At 65.1% G+C, this 17,120-nt stretch carries 14 protein-coding genes; 2 read left to right on the top strand and 12 right to left on the bottom strand.

What is annotated here, in order from left to right; all coding sequences use genetic code 11:
- Positions 1–157 precede the first annotated feature (157 nt).
- Both KIH77_RS04915 and KIH77_RS10665 read left to right on the top strand, forming a co-directional pair.
- Entirely contained in the window at positions 158–460 is a 303-nt protein-coding gene (locus KIH77_RS04915) for a DUF7724 family protein (RefSeq protein ID WP_219099990.1), read from the top strand.
- Positions 453–527, top strand: a complete 75-nt coding sequence (locus KIH77_RS10665; RefSeq protein WP_443623252.1) for a DUF7723 family protein — start codon at positions 453–455, stop codon at positions 525–527. Before KIH77_RS04915 ends, KIH77_RS10665 begins: the two co-directional genes overlap by 8 nt.
- Positions 528–547: 20 nt before the next feature.
- On the opposite strand, the gene KIH77_RS04910 is transcribed toward KIH77_RS10665, so the two are convergent.
- The 12 genes from KIH77_RS04910 to dapB form a co-directional block, all read right to left on the bottom strand.
- A complete protein-coding gene (locus KIH77_RS04910; RefSeq protein WP_219099989.1) occupies positions 548–1,918 on the bottom strand; it encodes an aspartate aminotransferase family protein in 1,371 nt (456 codons plus the stop codon).
- A 10-nt stretch (positions 1,919–1,928) separates the two neighbouring features.
- Positions 1,929–2,987 carry a phosphotransferase gene (locus KIH77_RS04905; protein ID WP_219099988.1) on the bottom strand — a complete coding sequence of 353 codons (1,059 nt, stop codon included), beginning with the start codon at positions 2,985–2,987 and terminating at the stop codon, positions 1,929–1,931.
- Between the two features lie 24 nt (positions 2,988–3,011).
- A complete protein-coding gene (locus tag KIH77_RS04900; protein ID WP_219099987.1) occupies positions 3,012–4,568 on the bottom strand; it encodes an ABC transporter substrate-binding protein in 1,557 nt (518 codons plus the stop codon).
- Entirely contained in the window at positions 4,565–5,497 is a 933-nt protein-coding gene (locus KIH77_RS04895) for an ABC transporter ATP-binding protein (RefSeq protein ID WP_219099986.1), read from the bottom strand. The genes KIH77_RS04900 and KIH77_RS04895 overlap by 4 nt, the downstream gene beginning before the upstream one ends.
- 24 nt (positions 5,498–5,521) lie before the next feature.
- A complete protein-coding gene (locus tag KIH77_RS04890; RefSeq protein ID WP_219099985.1) occupies positions 5,522–6,397 on the bottom strand; it encodes an ABC transporter ATP-binding protein in 876 nt (291 codons plus the stop codon).
- A 1-nt stretch (position 6,398) separates the two neighbouring features.
- Positions 6,399–7,292, bottom strand: a complete 894-nt coding sequence (locus KIH77_RS04885; protein WP_219099984.1) for an ABC transporter permease — start codon at positions 7,290–7,292, stop codon at positions 6,399–6,401.
- A 16-nt stretch (positions 7,293–7,308) separates the two neighbouring features.
- A complete protein-coding gene (locus KIH77_RS04880) occupies positions 7,309–8,247 on the bottom strand; it encodes an ABC transporter permease (protein WP_219099983.1) in 939 nt (312 codons plus the stop codon).
- Between the two features lie 357 nt (positions 8,248–8,604).
- Positions 8,605–10,278: a PucR family transcriptional regulator gene (locus tag KIH77_RS04875; RefSeq protein ID WP_219099982.1), complete on the bottom strand. Its 1,674-nt coding sequence runs from the start codon at positions 10,276–10,278 to the stop codon at positions 8,605–8,607.
- A gap of 39 nt (positions 10,279–10,317) precedes the next feature.
- A complete protein-coding gene (gene pepN, locus KIH77_RS04870; protein ID WP_219099981.1) occupies positions 10,318–12,915 on the bottom strand; it encodes an aminopeptidase N in 2,598 nt (865 codons plus the stop codon).
- Between the two features lie 160 nt (positions 12,916–13,075).
- A complete protein-coding gene (locus KIH77_RS04865) occupies positions 13,076–14,875 on the bottom strand; it encodes a ribonuclease J (protein ID WP_219099980.1) in 1,800 nt (599 codons plus the stop codon).
- A 57-nt stretch (positions 14,876–14,932) separates the two neighbouring features.
- Complete coding sequence (gene dapA, locus KIH77_RS04860) at positions 14,933–15,838, bottom strand: 4-hydroxy-tetrahydrodipicolinate synthase (RefSeq protein ID WP_219099979.1); 906 nt, start codon at positions 15,836–15,838, stop codon at positions 14,933–14,935.
- Between the two features lie 502 nt (positions 15,839–16,340).
- The gene (gene dapB / locus KIH77_RS04855; protein ID WP_219099978.1) at positions 16,341–17,087 is read right to left on the bottom strand and encodes a 4-hydroxy-tetrahydrodipicolinate reductase; all 747 of its coding nucleotides are present in this window, start codon (positions 17,085–17,087) and stop codon (positions 16,341–16,343) included.
- Between the last annotated feature and the right edge of the window lie 33 nt (positions 17,088–17,120).

Here is a 17,120-nt window from a genome sequence, read left to right as displayed (position 1 = left end):
TTGTCGATAAACCCAGAGTCAATCACCCAGCCAGTGTAACCCGACTGGGGCAACATGACCGTTTATGACGATAGGCGGAGTACAGTCGGCATCCCAGCGAACCTATAATCGTAATCAGCAGCCAATCGCATTCCCCTAAGGAAGGAGGGACTCCGATATGCCCGCAACCGCCGATGCTTCCAAAACGAAATCCGACACCGCATATCTTGGTGCAGAAAACGGCTTCACGGTATTCGAATACGGCAAGGCACGTATACGATTCCGCGCCCCCTACTCTCTGGAACGATACACCGATGTCAAACAATGGGACAATGGGTATCTTGTCGTGGATGCGAAGTACAAGCACAACACCTCCCCGGAAGAGGAATACATCGACCTTGTTCCCGTGCTCAACGATCTTTACATCAATGCTGATCAGTTCCTTCCGCCAATCAAGAAGGTAAAGATAACCCATGCCTGACATCGAATCAATCGCCAGCACCGCGGGAATGATTGTGAACGGCTACGCATTTACCGATGTGCGGTAGGCGATGGCCGTCTTGCCGCCTTACCTGAACAGCGGGCGGATGGCGTCGAGTTCGGTGAGCAGGTGGTCGGCGTCGGCATGGTCGAACACCAGCGGCGGGCGGAGCTTGAGGGCGCTGCCGTCGGCGGCGGAACCGGAGATGAGCACGTGACGGTTGCGCAGGGCTGCGATGACGCGGGCCGCGGCCGCAGGGTCGGGCGTACCCGATCCGTCGGGGGCGACGATGTCGATGCCAATGAACAGGCCGGCATGACGGATGCCGCCGAACCGGGGCGTATCGGCGAGCAGCCGGACGATTCCCGCGACGATGTAGTCGCCGGTCTCGCGGGCGTTGCGCTGCAGTCCGCGTGACTCGATTTCGTCGAGCACGGCGCCGGCCGCGCGCATGGAGACGGGGTTGCCGCCGAACGTGTTGAAATACCGGGTGCAGGCGGCGAACGTGTCGCCGATCTCATGCTTGTAGACGACGGCGCCCGTGGGTATGCCGTTGCCCATCGGCTTTCCCATGGTGACGATGTCGGCGTCGGCCAGATGACGTCGGAATCCCCAGAACTGTTCGCCGGTGCGTGCGAAGCCCGACTGGACTTCGTCGGCGATGAGCAGGCCGCCCGCCTTGTGCACGGCGTCGGCGACGTCGGCCACCCAGCCGACCGCGCCGGGCAGGACGCCGTCGGAGGAGAATATCTGGTCGAGCAGGACCGCGGAGACGCCATAGCCGGCATCATGGAGTCTCGCGAACGCGGCCTCGAAGCGGGAGGTGAGCTCCGTGCGGGCCGCCGCCGCGGCGGTGGGATCGTCGAACGTGCCGTCAGGACGACGCAGCACGTCGTCGACGGGAACGGAAACAAGGAACGGCGCCAGGGGCAGTCCCGTGCCGAAGCTCGGCGAGACGGAGGAGACCAGCGACGTGATGCCGTGGTAGGCGTTGCCGGTGACGACCACGCCCTGATGGCCGGTGAACGCTCGGGCCATGCGCAGGGCCAGGTCGTTGGATTCGGAGCCGGAGTTGGTGAACGCCACGTGGTCGAGTCCGTCGGGGAACGTGGCGAGCAGTCGTTCGGCGTAGTCGACGACCTCGTCCTGCAGGTAGCGGGTGTGGGTGTCCTGCCGGGTCAGCTGGTCGGCGACGGCCTCGCGCACATGCGGGTTGGCGTGGCCGACGACGGCGACGTTGTTGTAGCAGTCGAGATAGTCGGTGCCGTCGGCGGCGAACAGGTGCGCGCCCTCACCGCGTACGATGTGCACCGGATGCTCGTAGAACACCGGGGCGAGGTTGCCGAGCGTGCGCTGGCGCCGGGCGAGCAGGGCGGCCTCGTCTGGAGTGAGGTCGGCGGAGCCCTTGGACGGGTCGAAGCTGTTGACCATACGCTTCATGCCGGAACGTGGATTCATGGAACGACTCCTATTCGATGCCCAGGCCGGTGAGAACCTGCTCGGCGGGGAGGGATTGCAGCAGGGCGAGCTCCTTGATGCGGTCGGAGACGCTGGAGAGGTAATGCTCGGCGCGGTGTTCGGCGAACCTATTGGCGAGCGCGGGGATGAGCACGGTCAACGCGCAACGGGCCTTGACTATCTGCGGCAGCAGGGTGAGCTGGCCGCGGTCGAAGTCGGGGCGGGCGCGGAGGAACCCGTCGAGCACCAGCCGGCACTGTGCGAACGGGTCGTCGAGGTCGGAGGGGTCGATCATGTAGAACAGGCATGTGCCGAGGTCGCATACCTGCGGCTGGGCGTGCATGTCGCCGAAGTCGAGGATGCCGGCGATATGCGTGGGGTCCGCCGGGTCGACGGTCACGTTGCCGGGATGGAAGTCGCCGTGGCATATCGCCTCGTCGCAGTCGGCGATCCTCCCGGCGACGGTGCGGTAGTCGTCGACGACATTCGCGACGAGCTCACGGATGGCGTCGTTGGGCAGGTAATCCCTGGCTTCGTCGGCGATGACGGGCAGCAGGCGCACGTCCCAGAGGATGCGCCCGTACCGGTCGTCGAAGCTGCCGAGGCCAGTGAGCGCCTGCTGCAGCTGCCCGAGTCTGGAACCGATGTCGCGCACCAGCGCGGTGCGGTACGGCGGTTCGATGGTGGAGAGCACGCGGCCAGGAAGGAACGTGGTCAGCGTGGCCCAGCGGGTGCCGCCGTCGGTGTCGCAGCGGACGACGAGACCGTCGTCGACGCTGGGGACGATGCGGGTGGCGGGAATCAGCGGGGAACGGGTCTCGAGCAGCCGCAGGGCCTTGGCGCGCAGCAGCACGGCCGCGTAGTCCTCGCAGATGTTCTCGATGCGCAGCACGTACCGGGGTTTCTCGTCGTTGCCGACGGTGACGGCGAAGGTGTCGTCCTTCTCGGTCATGATGCGGCGCAGCGTGACGTGGTCGAGACCGTATTCGCGTTTGAGCAGGTCGCGCGCGTATTGTTCGCCGATGGATGCGTATGGCGCCTTGAGGGCGCGGAAGCCGAGCAGCTGCATGATGCCTCCTCTTACTGTTCCTGGCTATTCCTGGGCGATGGTGGTGTCGGCGAGCTTGTATTCGCCCAGCGTGGTGACCTTGAAGTTCTTCACCTGGTCACGCACGGCGAACAGGCCGGGCTTGTACACAAGCGGGATCTCGGGGGCCTCGTCGGCGATGGTCTGCTGCACTTCGGCGTAGTCCTTGAGTCGGGCGCTGGTGTCGGCGTCGGCGGCCGCCTTCTTGATGAGCTCGTCGACGCGCGGGTTCTTGTAGCCGGAGTTCACGTTGGCGCTGGACGAGAACATGTACTGCATCCATTCGTCCGGGTCGGAGATGTCGTTGGTCATCTCGAACATGGCCACGTCGAAGTCGCCGGCGGTGCGGTTGGAGTATACGGTGGTGGAGTCGAGCGTCTGGAGCGTGACGTTGATGCCGAGCTCCTTCCACGACTCCTGCAGCACCTGCGCGAGCATCGACTTCTCCGGATCGCCGGACTGCACCTGAATGGTCAGGCTGAAGTTCTTCGGCGCGTTGGATTTGGCGAGCTCCGCCTTGGCCTTCGCCATGTCATAGGGCAGGTCCTTGGTCTCCTTGGCGTATCCCATGAGGTTCTTCGACAGCATGGAGTTCGCCGCCTCGGCCTGGCCGTAGTACACGGCGCGCACGATGGCCTGCTTGTCGATCGCGTAGGCCATGGCCCGGCGTACGTGGACGTCGTTGAGCGGCTTCTTGCGGTTGTTGAGGTTCACCCAGATCAGCGACGTGGACGGGAACGAATCGACGTGCACGTTCTTCGTCTTCTTCAGGGAGGCGACGGAGACGGCCGTGGGGAACTCGTCGATCTGCGCCTGGCCGGCCTGCACCATCTGGCTGCGGGTGTTGGCGTCGGCCACGTATTTGAACGTGACGGAGTTGAGCTTGGGCAGGCCCTTCTCCCAGTAGTCGGTGTTCTTGACGAGCTTGATGTAGTCGCCCTTCTTCCATTCGCCCACCTTGAACGGACCGGTGCCGATGGGGTCGCTGCGGAACTGGGATTCGCTCTTGCCGGCGAAGTTCGCGGGCATGATCGAGATCGCGGACATCGACAGGTCGGCGAGCAGCGGGGCCCACGGCTGGGTGAGGTCGAGACGCACGGTGTAGTCGTCGATGATGGCGACGTTCTTGATGGCGACGAACAGGAACTGCCACGGCTTGTCGTCACGCGCGGTGCGGGCGAAGTCGATGGAGAACTTCACATCCTTCGCGGTCATCGTCTTGCCGTTGTGGAACTTCACGCCCTTGCGCAGGTTGAACGTCCACGACTTGCCGTCCGCGGATTTCTTCCACGAGGTGGCCAGTCCCGGCTCCACGCCGGAGCCGTCGGTCTTGTTGCGCGTCAGCGTCTGGAACACCTGCTGGATGGCCCAGATGTCGCCGTTGCTGTAGCCGGTGGCCGGCAGCATGTCGGTGGTCTCGAGCGAACGGGCCACCACAAGGTCCTGCGTCTCGGCGGCCGTGGACCGCGAACCGCAGGCCGCGACCGACGTCATCATCACCGCGACGACGGCCACCGCCGCGAACTTCCTCAATACTCGCAATGCTCGCATCGTCCTCATCATGCCTTCTCCTCGTTCGTGTGCTCCGCCTCCGCGTTCTCCTGCTGCGAAAGCCGTTCGACGTATGCGCTCGACAGCTTGGGAATCGCGTCGATCAGGCGACGCGTGTACGCGTTGGCCGGATGGCTGAACACCTGTTCGGTGGGGCCCTCCTCCACCAGGTCGCCGTGGTAGATCACGTACGTGCGTTCGCAGATGGACCGCACGATGTTCAGGTCGTGGGAGATGAACAAAATCGACAGGTCGAGACGCTTGTTGAGGTCCATGAGCAGGTTGATGATGCCGGCCTGCACGGACACGTCGAGGGCGGCGGTCGGCTCGTCGGCGATGAGCAGCCACGGACGCACGGCGAGCGCGCGGGCGATGGCGACGCGCTGGCGCTGGCCGCCGGACATCTCGCCCGGCAGGGCGTCGAGCAGCTCGACCGGCAGTTCGACCAGGTTCATCAGATACTCGCAGTAGTCGTCGGCCTCGGCGACCATGACGACCTTGTGGTAGAGGATCACCTCGCGCAGCATCTTGCGCACGGTGAGCCTCGGGTCGAGCGAGGCGTACGGATCCTGGAAGACCATCTGGATCTCGCGCCACTGCTCGCGGCTGCGCTTGTGGCCGAGCTCGCGGCCGTCGAACACGATCTTGCCGCTGTAGTTGTCGTTGAGGCCTACGACCGCGCGGGAGATGGTGGACTTGCCGGAGCCGGATTCGCCCACGAGGCCGACGATTTCGCCGAGGTCGACGTGCAGGTCGGCGTCCTTGACCGCCTTGAACCGGGTCTTCCTACCATGGACCTTGGTGACGAATTCGATGTTGAGTCCCTGCACGTCGAGCAGGCGCGTGGCGTGTGCGTGCGGCCTGGCGTCGGCGCCGAACGGGTTGACGATACGTCCCTCGGTGCCGTCCTTCTCGGCCTTGTTCTCGGCCGATACGATCATGTCGCTCCATGACGAGGTCATCGGTCACTCCCCTTTCCTGACGGTGTCGGACCCGGCCGCCCTCATGCGGCCCTTGAGATACGGCGTCGAGCTGAGCAGCTGGCGCGTGTAGTCGTCCTCCGGCGTGTCGAACACCTTGCGCAGGGTGCCTTCCTCGACGATCTCGCCGTGGTAGATGACGCTGAGCGTCTCGCACAGCTGCGAGACGACGGCGAGGTCGTGGGTGACGTACAGCAGCGCGGTGCCGGAGTCGGCGATGGAGCGGAAGATCTTGAGGATCTGCTCCTGGATGGTCACGTCCAATGCGGTGGTCGGCTCGTCGCACAGCAGCACCTTGGGCTTGCATGCGATCGACGCGGCGATCATCACGCGCTGGCGCATGCCGCCGGAGAGTTCGAACGGGTAGGCGTCGAAGCGGTCCTCGGGATTGGTGATGCCGACGCTGTCCATGAGTTCGATGGCTCGTTTGCGCGCCTCGGCGCGGCTCAGATGCTCCTGTTCGCGCAGGGCGTCGACGATCTGCCAGCCGACCTTCATGATGGGGTTCAATGCGACCGCCGGCTCCTGGAAGGCCATGGCCACGCCCTTGCCGCGCATGGAGGGGTCGTAGTCCGGGGCGTTCGGCCCGAGCACCTCCTTGCCGCAGATCTTGATGTAGCCGGAACGGTAGTAGGCGCCCTTGGAGAACAGTCCCATCACGGCGCGCAGGGTGAGGCTCTTGCCGGATCCGGATTCGCCGACCAGTCCGTGCGATTCGCCGGGGCGCACACGGATGGTGAGGTTCTTCACGGCGGGCACGCGTTCGCCGTGCTTGTCGACGTCGATGCACAGGTCGACGATTTCGAGCGCGTATTCGTAATCGGGTTCGGTGGTCGTCTTGGCGGTTGTCGCTGCGGTCATTTCAGCGCCTCACTTTCAGCACGTTGGCGAGGCCGTCGCCGATGAACGACAGCGCCAGGGAGATCAGGATGATGACGATGGTGGGGATGACGGTGAGGCTGTAGACGCCGGCGGCGAGGAACTGCTGGCCGTCGTTCATCATCTGGCCCCAGTCGGGTGTCGGCGGCACGATGCCCAGGCCGAAGTAGCTCAGGGTGACGATGATGCCGAGGTTCACGACGATGTCGCTCATGGCGTAGACGATGCCCTGCGAGGCGATGTTGGGAATCACGTGGCGGAACAGCACCCAGCCGTCGGAGAATCCGGAGGCCTTGCAGCTGGCGATGAACTCGCGGTCGCGCAGGATGAGCGTCTCGCCGCGGCTGATGCGCGTGTACGGCACCCAGGAGACCGCGGAGATGGCGATGAAGATGGAGGTTCCGCCGTTGCCGAGCACGAACACGAGCACGATGACGAGCACGTAGAACGGGAACGAGGAGACGAGGTCGGCGAACCGCATGATGATGGTCGGCACGACGCCGTCGAAGTAGCCGGCGACGGCGCCGAGGATGGTGCCGATGACCAGCGGCGTGAACACGGCCATGATGGCGACGAACAGGTCGATCCTGCCGCCGTAGAGCAGCCTGGCCCAGATGTCGCGACCGTACTGGTCGGTGCCGAGCAGGTGGGCGGGCGAGGAGCCGAGCATGGCCTCGCGCAGGCTCTGGTGCGTCGGGTCGTAGGACGTGAGCAGCGGGGCGAAGATGATCATCAGGGCGATGATACCGAGCATCACGCAGCCGATGACGATCTCGGCGTTGGCATGCTTGCGCTTGCGCGGCTTCGATCCGGTGAGCTTGATCTTGGCGTAGTCCTTGCTGGCCTGCGCCACGGGAATCTTCTTGGTTTCGGGCATTGTCTCTCTCCTCTTCTCAGCCGCGCTTGGCCGCACGCGGGTCGAGCGCGCCGTACACGAGGTCGGTGATCAGGTACACGAGCACGACGATGATGCCGAACACGACGGTGAGCGTCTGCACCACGGGAAGGTCTCGTTTCATGACGGAGTCCATGAGCAGCTGGCCGAGGCCGGGCACGGCGAACACGTTCTCGACGACGAGCGTGCCGCCGACGAGGAAGCCCACCTGGATGCCGAGCACCGAGACGGCCGAGATGGATCCGTTGCGCAGCGCGTAGCCGAACAGCACCTTGCGGTAGCTCAGGCCCTTGGCCTTGCCGAAGTTCACGTATTCGCTGTTGACGGAGTCCTGCAGCGACTGGGTGAGGCTGCGGACGATGATCGGCGCGATCGACACGGCCACGGCGAGCGACGGCAGCACGAGCGCGGCCACGTCCACGCCGCCGGACACGGAGCCGATGGGGAACCAGCCGAGCTGGATGGCGAACACCTGCAGCAGGATCGCGCCGAGGAAGAACGTCGGCCAGCCCTGCGCCACGGCGTTGAGGATGCGGACGAATTCGGTGACGACGCGGTTGCCGCTTGTGGCGACCCACACGCTCAATGGCAGGGCGATGACCACGGCGAACACTGCGGCGAGCACCATGATGATGAGCGTGACCGGCAGGCGCGAGGCGATGAGCTCGGCCACCGGGGCCTTCGCGGAATATGAGGTGCCGAGGTTGCCGGTGCACAGGTCGCCGAGGAACCGCAGGTACTGCTGCCACAGCGGATCGTTCAGCCCCCAGGATTCGCGCAGCGCGTCGAGCGCCTGCTTGCTGGCCTTCGGGCCGAGCGCCTGCACGGCGGGATCGCCCGGCGTGAGCTTCAGCAGGAAGAACGTCAGCGTGGCGCATCCCCACACCGTCGGAATCAGCAGCAGGAGCCGCTTGCCGATATACAGCCATTTGTTCATTGGGTACCTCCCCGTTTCTCTATACGGGAATATCCTCGTTTTCACGGAACCCAACAATGGACAATATATCCAATATTTCGATAATGTTGGATATATTGTCCGCTATCGACGAACGGTAACGAAATTACGAAACAATCGACATTGATTGTTCAAGTTCGTTGGAATTCCAACGAAAACCGTCATGCCGTCATCAATGTCGCACATAATCGTCGTAACATACGGCATACATGGGAAATCGCATAACATAACGCGAAATTTACAAACGGGATTCCGAGTTTTCTGTTCACGAATCGCGAGATAGGGCCGTTTTGGGCGGAAAATCTGCCCTATCTCGCGATTCGTGAATTATGTACCCACTTACTCACTGCGGATGAACGAACACGCGATCCACAACCGCACCCTTGACGCCTCCTGGGACAGGTCGATGCCGAGCAGACGCTCGATCTTGTTCAGCCGGTTCTCGACCGTGTGCCGGTGGACGCCCAGCCGCTTCGCCGTCGCACCCACGTTGAATGACGTGGCCAGCAACTCGCGCATGGTGGCGAGCAGGGCGTCGGACTCCTGCCGGGGCAGGCGCCGCAGCGGCTTCAACAATTCGCGCGAGTACACGACGGCCAGGTCGGGGCGGATGAGCTCATGCACCGACATGTCGGAGAAGGAGCGGCCATCCTCGTTCAGACGCCGCAGGTGGAGGTCCTGCACGGCCTCGGGGAACCGGTCGCCCATCGCCTGCCATGACGAGCAGGAGCAGGAGCCGAAATCAATGCCGTCGCGGGTGAGCAGCTCCCCCTCGACCGTCTCGGATGCGTTCTCGGCGACGATGATCCACAGACGGTGATCGTAGGCTCCGAACATCACCGCGCCCGTCCCGACGATGCCGTCGGAGGACAGTTCGCCGTACAGCCGCTCCAGCGTCTGCGACTCCCCCTCCACGCATATCAGACGGAACGGCGGCCGGGGGACGGCATGCCACAATTCGTCGGCCATGGACAACATGGCGTCCCCGTGCCCTTGGGCGAACGCACCGACGCAGGCGTCGCGCAGCCGACGAAGACGGCGGTCGTTGGCCGTGAGCTTCGGCACGATGAGCGACAGCACGTCGGCGGCCACCATGGTCACCGAACGCAGCAGCACATCGGACCGGTCGTCCTTCACGCACGACGTCACCACGATGCCGACGAGACGGTCGTGCCCGGTCTCGGCGTCATGGACGACGCCGGCGCAATAGTCCCTGCCGGCCTCGGACCCGAACACGGTGGTCATGGCGGGATTGGACCGCGCCTCGGCCACCCTGGCGGCGAGCTTCATGGCCCAGTCCTGCGCCTGCTTGGAAAATGTGCGGTTGGAGATGTCGAGCACGGTGCCGTCGGCGGCCACATAGGCCGCCCACCCGGAGACCAGACGCGCGGCCCCCGATATGGTGCCGTGCACGGAGTCCTCGCCCACCGCGGCCTTGAGCACCTGCCGCTGCAGCAGCGACGACTGGCGCAGCGCATCGTCGTGACGATCGTTGAGCGCGCGCGAGACGGTCTTCGACACCGAGGAGAACGGAATCTCCAACGGCACTTCGAACAGCGGCAGCCCCGCACGGTTGGCGGCATCGATGAGCGCCATGGGCGTGGCCGGATGCTTGACGGCCACGCCGAAGCCGATGGCGAGCACGCCGGCCTGTCCCAGCTGCGTCACATAGGCGTCGCACCATTCGCGGTAGGCGGCCGACGCGGACGAGAACCGGCCCGGCAGGCCGACGGCCTTGCGCGCCTTGACGAGCAGGGCATGGTCGTCATCGGCGTCCATGGATTCCGTGGGAAAGTTGGTGCCGGTGGTGAGCAGCACCTCCCCCGGTTCGCTCCACATGGCGATGTCGGAGATCTCTGCGGGGTGCACCCAGGAGATGTGCCGTTTCAACGCCCCCGGGGCGCCAGGGCATACCAGTCGGAGCCTGAGCGCCGGGGCGGCGAGCAGCTGCTCCAGCGTGATGCCCTCGCCGGGGTCGTCACGCTGCGAGAACGAGGCGTGGCGCATGATCATGTCTGTTGCCCGTGCCTGTGCCTACGGTCCGTTCCCTGCCTACAGCAGCGAGGCGTTGTAGCGCTGGACGGCGAGCGTGCGCCGGGAGCCGGCGAGGTTCTCCACGACCAGCCGCTTCAGCGCGCGGTCCGCGCCCTCATGGGCGGCGAGCCATGCGTCGCCGGAGGCCACGAGCGCGGCCGGATCGGCGTAGCCCGGGTACAGTCCGTTGAGCAGCGTTTCGGCCATGTGGTAAGTCTTGTTCTTCCACACCCAGTCGATGACGCCGAAGTATTCGTCCACGTACGGGTCGGCCAGTTCGCGGCTGTCGGTGCCGGAGAACGCGTAGGCCACGGCCTCGATCTGCGAGTTGGTCAGGTCGTCGTCGTGCAGGGCCTGATCCCAGGCGCGACGCTTGGCCTCCTCGGTGTTGATGGCGGCCTTGGCGCCCACGGCGAACTCGCGGTTCTCGGTGGTGTCGCGCCGGGCGAGCTCCGCGTCGATGCCGGCGGCGTCGATGAGTCCGTGGTCGGCGAGCGCGTGGACGAGCGACCAGCGCAGGTTGTTGTCGATGGCGAGGCCGGGCAGGGCGAGCGTGCCGTCGAGCAGGGCGTGCACGTTGCCGGCGAAGGCGTCGTCGTGCCCGTAGCCGAGGTATGCCTTGAGCAGCTGGAACTGGTTGTCGGAGCCGGGGGCGGCGGCGTTGGCGAGTCGCCACAGTCCCTCGGAGACCTGCTTGAGCACCTTGTCGCGGTGCGGGGCCGCCACATAGTGGTGTGCGCTCGTGCTCACCTGGGCGAGCGCGTAGCGGAACGTGGTGGATTCGGTTTCGGAGGCGAGGGCGCGCAGGCTCACGTCGATGAAGTCCTCGGCGGGCAGTTCGCCGTCGCGGGTCATGTCCCACAGGCCCAGCCATACGACGGCGCGGGTGAGCGCGTCGGTGAAGTCGGGCAGGCGGCGCAGCGCGAAGCCGAGCGACTCCTCGTCGAGGCGAATCTTGGTGTAGGTCAGGTCGTCGTCGTTCACGAGGATGAACGCCGGACGCTTGAGGCCCTTGGCTTCGGCGACCTCGGTGGTCTCGCCGTCCACGTCGAGTTCGATGCGCTTGGTGCGCACGACCTTGCCGGCGTCGTCCACGTCGTAGAATCCGACGGCGAGACGGTGCACGCGCAACACGGGATGGTCCTCCGGGGCGGTCTGCTTCAGGGCGAGCCGGGTGATCGTGCCGTCGTCGGCGGTCTCCAGCTCGGTGGCGATGGTGGTGATGCCGGCGGATTCGAGCCACTGGCGGCTCCACGCGGTCAGGTCGCGGCCGCTGGTCTTCTCAAGTTCGCCGAGCAGGTCGGCGAGGGTGGCGTTGCCGTACGAGTGGGCGGTCAGGTAGTTGTGGATGCCCTGGAAGAACTTCTCGCGGCCCACGTAGAACACGAGCTGCTTCAGCACGGAGGCGCCCTTGGCGTAGGTGATGCCATCGAAGTTCACGTAGGTGTCGTTGAGGTCGTTGATGGGCGCGACGATCGGGTGTGTGGTGGGCAGCTGGTCCTGACGCAGCGCCCAGCTCTTCTCGCCGGCGCAGAACGTGGCCCAGTCGTTCGGCCAGTCGGTGGCTTCGGCGGTGGCGAGCGTGGACATGAATTCGGCGAAGGACTCGTTGAGCCACAGGTCGTTCCACCATTTCATGGTGACGAGGTCGCCGAACCACATGTGGGCGAGCTCGTGCAGGATGGTCTCCACGCGGCGGTTGGCGAGCGCGTCGGTCACCTTGGATTCGAACACGTAGGAGTCGCGGATGGTGACGGTGCCGATGTTCTCCATGGCGCCGGCGTTGTATTCGGGCACGAACAGCTGGTCGTACTTGGCGTACGGGTACGGCACCTGCCACTGCTCGTCGTAGAAGGCGAAGCCTTTCTTGGTGATGTCGAAGAGGTAGTCGACGTCCTTGGCCATGGCGTCCTTGAGCGCCTGGCGGCAGTAGATGCCCATGGGCACGGTGCGGCCGTCCTCGTTGGCGTATTCGGTGTGCCAGCTGGCGTACGGGCCGGCGACGAGGGCGGTGAGGTAGGAGCTCATGACGGGCGTGGTGGCGAACGTCCAGCGGCGGGCGGTTTCTGCAGGCTTGTCGCCGAGCGTGCCCGGCTCGGTCGTCACGTCGACGTCCTCGACGTCGTCGACGGTGCCGATGGAGATGACGTCCCAGGACTTCGGCGCGGTGACGGTGAAGTCGAACGTGGCCTTGATGTCGGGCTGGTCGAACACGGCGTAGACGCGTCGGGCGTCCGGGACCTCGAACTGCGTGTAGAGGTAGACGTTGCCGTCGGAGGGGTCGACGCTGCGGTGCAGGCCCTCGCCGGTGGTGGAGTAGTCGCACAGGGCCTTCACGACGACGGTGTTGCGCTTCTTGAGATCGGCCAGTGCGATGCGCGAGTCGTCGTATGCGGCCGTGTCGACGGATTCGCCGTTGACGACGATCGACGAGACGGAGTCGGCGATCAGGTCGAGGAACGTGGACGACCCGGCCTCGGCGTCGAATTCGATGGTCGTGACGGAGCCGAAGGTCTTCGCCCCCTTCGTCAGGTCGAGGTCGACCGTGTATTTCGCGTTCGCAATGATGGCCGCGCGTTCGGCGGCCTCCGTCTTCGTGAGATTTGCTCCCGGCATTTGCTACCCCCTGTTGGTGTGCTGTATTGCAATTCGCCCCCGCCGGCGGGGGCTGTCGGATGGAATCCGACTGGGGGTGGCGTCCATTGAAGGAGTCTCCGCCCCCAGTCACGGCGTTTGCCGTGCCAGCCCCCGCCGGCGGGGGCTTGAATCATGATGTTCAGTTTTCGATGTCGTCGGCGATGTCGGCCACGACGGGCACGATCATCGGACGGCGGTGCAGCTTGCGGGCGACCCAGCTGCCCAGCGTGCGGCGCATGATCTGCTGCAGCTGGTGCGTGTTCTTCGTGCCCTGCATCATGGCGTCCTCGAGGTTCTGCACGATCTGCGAACGCACGTGCTCGAATTCGCTTTCGTCCTCGGCGACGGCGTTGAGGTAGATCTTCGGGCCGCTGACGACCTCGCGGGCCTCGGTGTCGACGACGACGAAGCTGGAGACGAAGCCCTCGGTGCCGAGGATGCGGCGCTTCTCGAGCTCCTCGTCGGTGAGTTCGCCGACGGAGTCGCCGTCCACGTACACGTAGTTGCAGGGGACGGAGCCGACGATGGCGGCCTGGCCATGGTAGAGGTCGACGACGTCGCCGTCCTCGGCGAGGACGACGTTCTGCGGGTCCACGCCGGTCTTGACGGCAAGCAGGCCGTTGGCCACGAGATGACGGTTCTCGCCGTGGATCGGCATGGCGCACTTGGGCTTGACGATGTTGTACATGTACAGCAGCTCGCCCTCGTTGCAGTGGCCGGAGACGTGCACGGCTGCGTTGTCGCGGTTGACGACGCGGGCGCCCATCTGCACGAGCTTGTTGATGACCTTGTACACGCCGTGCTCGTTGCCCGGGATCAGGGAGCTGGCGAGGATGACGGTGTCGAACTCGTTGACCTTGATGTACGGGTGGTTGCCGTCGGCGATGCGGCCGAGCGCGGCCATCGGCTCGCCTTGCGAACCGGTGCACATGAAGACCAGCTTGTCGTCCTGCACGTCGTTGGCCTGCTTGAGGTCGATGACCGTGTCCTCGGGGATGTGCAGGTAGCCGAGGTCGGAGGCGATGCCCATGTTGCGCACCATGGAACGGCCGACGAACACGACCTTGCGACCGTACTTGTGGGCGGCGTCGACGACCTGCTGCACGCGGTGCACGTGGCTGGAGAAGCTGGCGACGATGATCTTGCGCTTCGCTTCGGAGAACACGCGGTCGAGGGCGGGGCCGATGGAGGTCTCGGGCTTGACGAAGCCGGGCACCTCGGCGTTGGTGGAGTCCATCATGAGCAGGTCGATGCCCTGCTCGCCGAGACGGCCGAATTCGACGAGGTCGGTGATGCGGTGGTCGAGCGGCAGCTGGTCGAGCTTGATGTCGCCCGTGTCGATGAGGCTGCCCGCCGGGGTCTTCACCATGACGGCGAGCGCGTCGGGGATGGAGTGGGTGACGGTCACGAACTCGAGGTTGAAGGGACCGACCTTGAGGCGGTCGCGGCCTTCGACCTCCACCTTGGTGGGGTTCTGGTGGTGCTCCTTGCATTTGGCGTCGACGAAGCCGAGCGTGAGCTTGGAGCCGATGAGCGGGATGTCGGGACGCAGCTTGAGCAGGTAGGGCACGCCGCCGATGTGGTCCTCGTGGCCGTGGGTGAGCACAAGGGCCTCGACCTTGTCGAGACGGTCCTTGATATAGCTGAAATCGGGGAGGATGAGGTCGACGCCGGGCTGCTCCTCCTCGGGGAAGAGCACGCCGCAGTCGATGAGCAGCAGGTGGCCGTTGTATTCGATCACGTTCATGTTGCGACCGATTTCGCCGAGGCCGCCGAGCGGCGTGATGCGCATCGAGCCCTTGCGGTACTTCGGCGGGGCGACGAGCTTCTTCTCCTGCGGCTGGGTGTTCTGCGGGGCGCCTCGGCGGCCTCCGCGGCGGGAGCCGCCTCGGCGGCCGTTGCGTGAATTCGTTTTCTTCTTTGTTGTTTCGTTTGCCATTCTTGTTGTTTTCTTGTTTTCTTGCCTTCGCCTCTGCGAAGACGACGCTGGTTCGGCCTAGAGCAGGCCGGCGGCGCGGATGCCCTCCTCGGCCTTGGCCATCTGCTTGGCGTTGGGACCGATGTTGGGCAGACGCATCGTGGTGTTGGGGATGTAGCCCTTGATCTTGCATGCGGCCTTGGCCATGACGGCCTGGTAGCCGTCGCCGTTCAGGGAGTGCACGAGCGGGGCCAGCTGGTTGGCGAGGCGGCGCGCCGTGGCGATGTCGCCGGAGTCGAACGCTTCGACGAGCCGGCGCATCGGGTTGGCTGCCGCATGCGCGATGACGGAGATGATGCCGACCGCTCCGATGGACAGGAAGGGGAGGAACAGGCCGTCGTCGCCGGAATACCAAGCGAGGCCGGTGCGCTGCTGCTTCTCCACGGCGGCGGCGAGGTCGCCGGTGGCGTCCTTGACGGCCTTGACGTGGTCGAGTTCGGCCAGACGGTCGTAGGTCTCGATGGAGACCTTCAGGCCGGTGCGCCCGGGCACGTCGTAGACGATGATGGGCTTTTCGGCCACTTCGTCCACGGCCTTGTAGTGGCCGACGATGCCGTCCTGGCTTGGACGCGAGTAATACGGCATGACGACGAGCACCGCGTCGGCGCCCGCCTCCTGGGTCTGTTCCACCATGCGGACGGTATGCGCGGTGTCGTTGGAGCCCGCGCCGGAGATGACCGGCACGTCGACGGCCTCCTTGACGGCCTTGACCAGGGCCACCTTCTCGTCCATATGCGTCACCGGGGACTCGCCCGTGGTGCCGTTGACCACCAGACCGTCCGCGCCGTCGGCTACCAGATGCCTGGCGAGGTTCTGCGCGGCCTCGTAGTCCACGCTGCCGTCGGAGGTCATCGGGGTGACCATGGCGGGAAGGATGCGCCCGAACGGGGCGGGGTCAAGGAGATGCATAGTACCGTCACTCATACTGCTCAACTTAGCTACCGCCGAAGACGAGCACGCGATGTTTCCGCATTGCGAACATGCGCAGCGGGAGGGGATGGGGGTATGCGTTGCTCAAGACGCTCAAGGCCGTTCGGCCTCACTCCGGAGTCTGCTTGGCATAGCCTGGCAGACTTCCCCGTTGCCTACGCTTGAGCAACGCATCCTCATTCCAACGGTCAGACGAATCGAGGTCTGCGAGCTGTGGATGTGTCCCGCCACCCTCAGTCATGCTGCGCATGACAGCTCCCGCCAGCGGGAGCATGGTGCCCGCCCCCGCTGGCGGGGGCTGTCCGCCGCAAGGCGGACTGGGGGTGGTTCCGATACCTTCTCGCCTCAATCAGAGCTTGACGCCGCAGTAACCCCATCGCGACCGCTCCACAGCCTAGTCGGAGAATACCGCGTGCGGCGTCAAGGCGCAGGGGACGAAGGCGTATGCCATACGTCGAGTCCCCCGCAGCGCCGACGACGCTCCGTTGTTCTCCGACTACAGGGAGAGGAAGTTGTCGAGTCCGATGGTCAACCCCGGATGGGAGCTCACGTTGCGTACGGCGAGGAGGACGCCGGGCATGAACGAGCCGCGGTCGAAGCAGTCGGAACGGATGACGAGCTGTTCGCCGGGGTTGCCGAGCAGCACCTCCTCGTGGGCGTTGAGGCCGCGGAGGCGTACGGCGTGCACGTGGATGCCGTCGACGACCTGGCCACGGGAGCCGCCATCGGTTTCGGTGGCGTCGGGCACGGGGGCGAGCCCGGCGGCCTTGCGCGCCTCGGCGATGGTGTGCGCGGTGTGGATGGCGGTGCCGCTGGGGGCGTCGACCTTGTTGGGATGGTGCATTTCGACGACTTCGGCGGATTCGAAGTATTTGGCGGCGATGCCGGCGAAGTAGTCGGTGAGCACGGCGGAGATGGCGAAGTTGGGGGCGATGAACACGGCCTGGTCCTTGCGCGGGGCCTTGGCGAGGGCGGCGCGCACCTGGTCGAGCTTCTCGTCGGTCCAGCCGGTGGTGCCGACGACCACGTCGACGCCCTGGCCGATGAGGGCGAGCACGTTGTTCAATGAGACGGACGGCACGGTGAATTCGACGACGACGTCGGTGTTCTCCGGGGTGATGCGGGTGAGGTCGTCGCCGGCGTCGAGCGCGAGGGCGAGTTCGGTGTCGGCGGCGTCGTTGACGGCGTTGACGACGTTGCCTCCCATACGGCCTTTGGCGCCGACTACGGAAACCTTGATCATGACAGCTCCTTTATATATGGTTCTGTTTTCGTT

The organism is Bifidobacterium pluvialisilvae (assembly GCF_019331695.1).
Lineage (GTDB): Bacteria > Actinomycetota > Actinomycetes > Actinomycetales > Bifidobacteriaceae > Galliscardovia > Galliscardovia pluvialisilvae.
The sequence above is the reverse complement of the archived record's forward strand: the minus strand, read 5'-3'. Positions and strand labels throughout refer to the sequence as shown.

What these genes read in the sequence shown, in the direction of transcription:
- KIH77_RS04915 (WP_219099990.1), top strand. Translation starts at nt 158, where the DNA reads ATGCCCGCAACCGCCGATGCTTCCAAAACGAAATCCGACACCGCATAT.
- KIH77_RS04910 (WP_219099989.1), bottom strand. Translation starts at nt 1,918, where the DNA reads ATGAATCCACGTTCCGGCATGAAGCGTATGGTCAACAGCTTCGACCCG.
- KIH77_RS04905 (WP_219099988.1), bottom strand. Translation starts at nt 2,987, where the DNA reads ATGCAGCTGCTCGGCTTCCGCGCCCTCAAGGCGCCATACGCATCCATC.
- KIH77_RS04900 (WP_219099987.1), bottom strand. Translation starts at nt 4,568, where the DNA reads ATGATGAGGACGATGCGAGCATTGCGAGTATTGAGGAAGTTCGCGGCG.
- KIH77_RS04895 (WP_219099986.1), bottom strand. Translation starts at nt 5,497, where the DNA reads ATGATCGTATCGGCCGAGAACAAGGCCGAGAAGGACGGCACCGAGGGA.
- KIH77_RS04890 (WP_219099985.1), bottom strand. Translation starts at nt 6,397, where the DNA reads ATGACCGCAGCGACAACCGCCAAGACGACCACCGAACCCGATTACGAA.
- KIH77_RS04885 (WP_219099984.1), bottom strand. Translation starts at nt 7,292, where the DNA reads ATGCCCGAAACCAAGAAGATTCCCGTGGCGCAGGCCAGCAAGGACTAC.
- KIH77_RS04880 (WP_219099983.1), bottom strand. Translation starts at nt 8,247, where the DNA reads ATGAACAAATGGCTGTATATCGGCAAGCGGCTCCTGCTGCTGATTCCG.
- KIH77_RS04875 (WP_219099982.1), bottom strand. Translation starts at nt 10,278, where the DNA reads ATGATCATGCGCCACGCCTCGTTCTCGCAGCGTGACGACCCCGGCGAG.
- pepN (WP_219099981.1), bottom strand. Translation starts at nt 12,915, where the DNA reads ATGCCGGGAGCAAATCTCACGAAGACGGAGGCCGCCGAACGCGCGGCC.
- KIH77_RS04865 (WP_219099980.1), bottom strand. Translation starts at nt 14,875, where the DNA reads ATGGCAAACGAAACAACAAAGAAGAAAACGAATTCACGCAACGGCCGC.
- dapA (WP_219099979.1), bottom strand. Translation starts at nt 15,838, where the DNA reads ATGAGTGACGGTACTATGCATCTCCTTGACCCCGCCCCGTTCGGGCGC.
- dapB (WP_219099978.1), bottom strand. Translation starts at nt 17,087, where the DNA reads ATGATCAAGGTTTCCGTAGTCGGCGCCAAAGGCCGTATGGGAGGCAAC.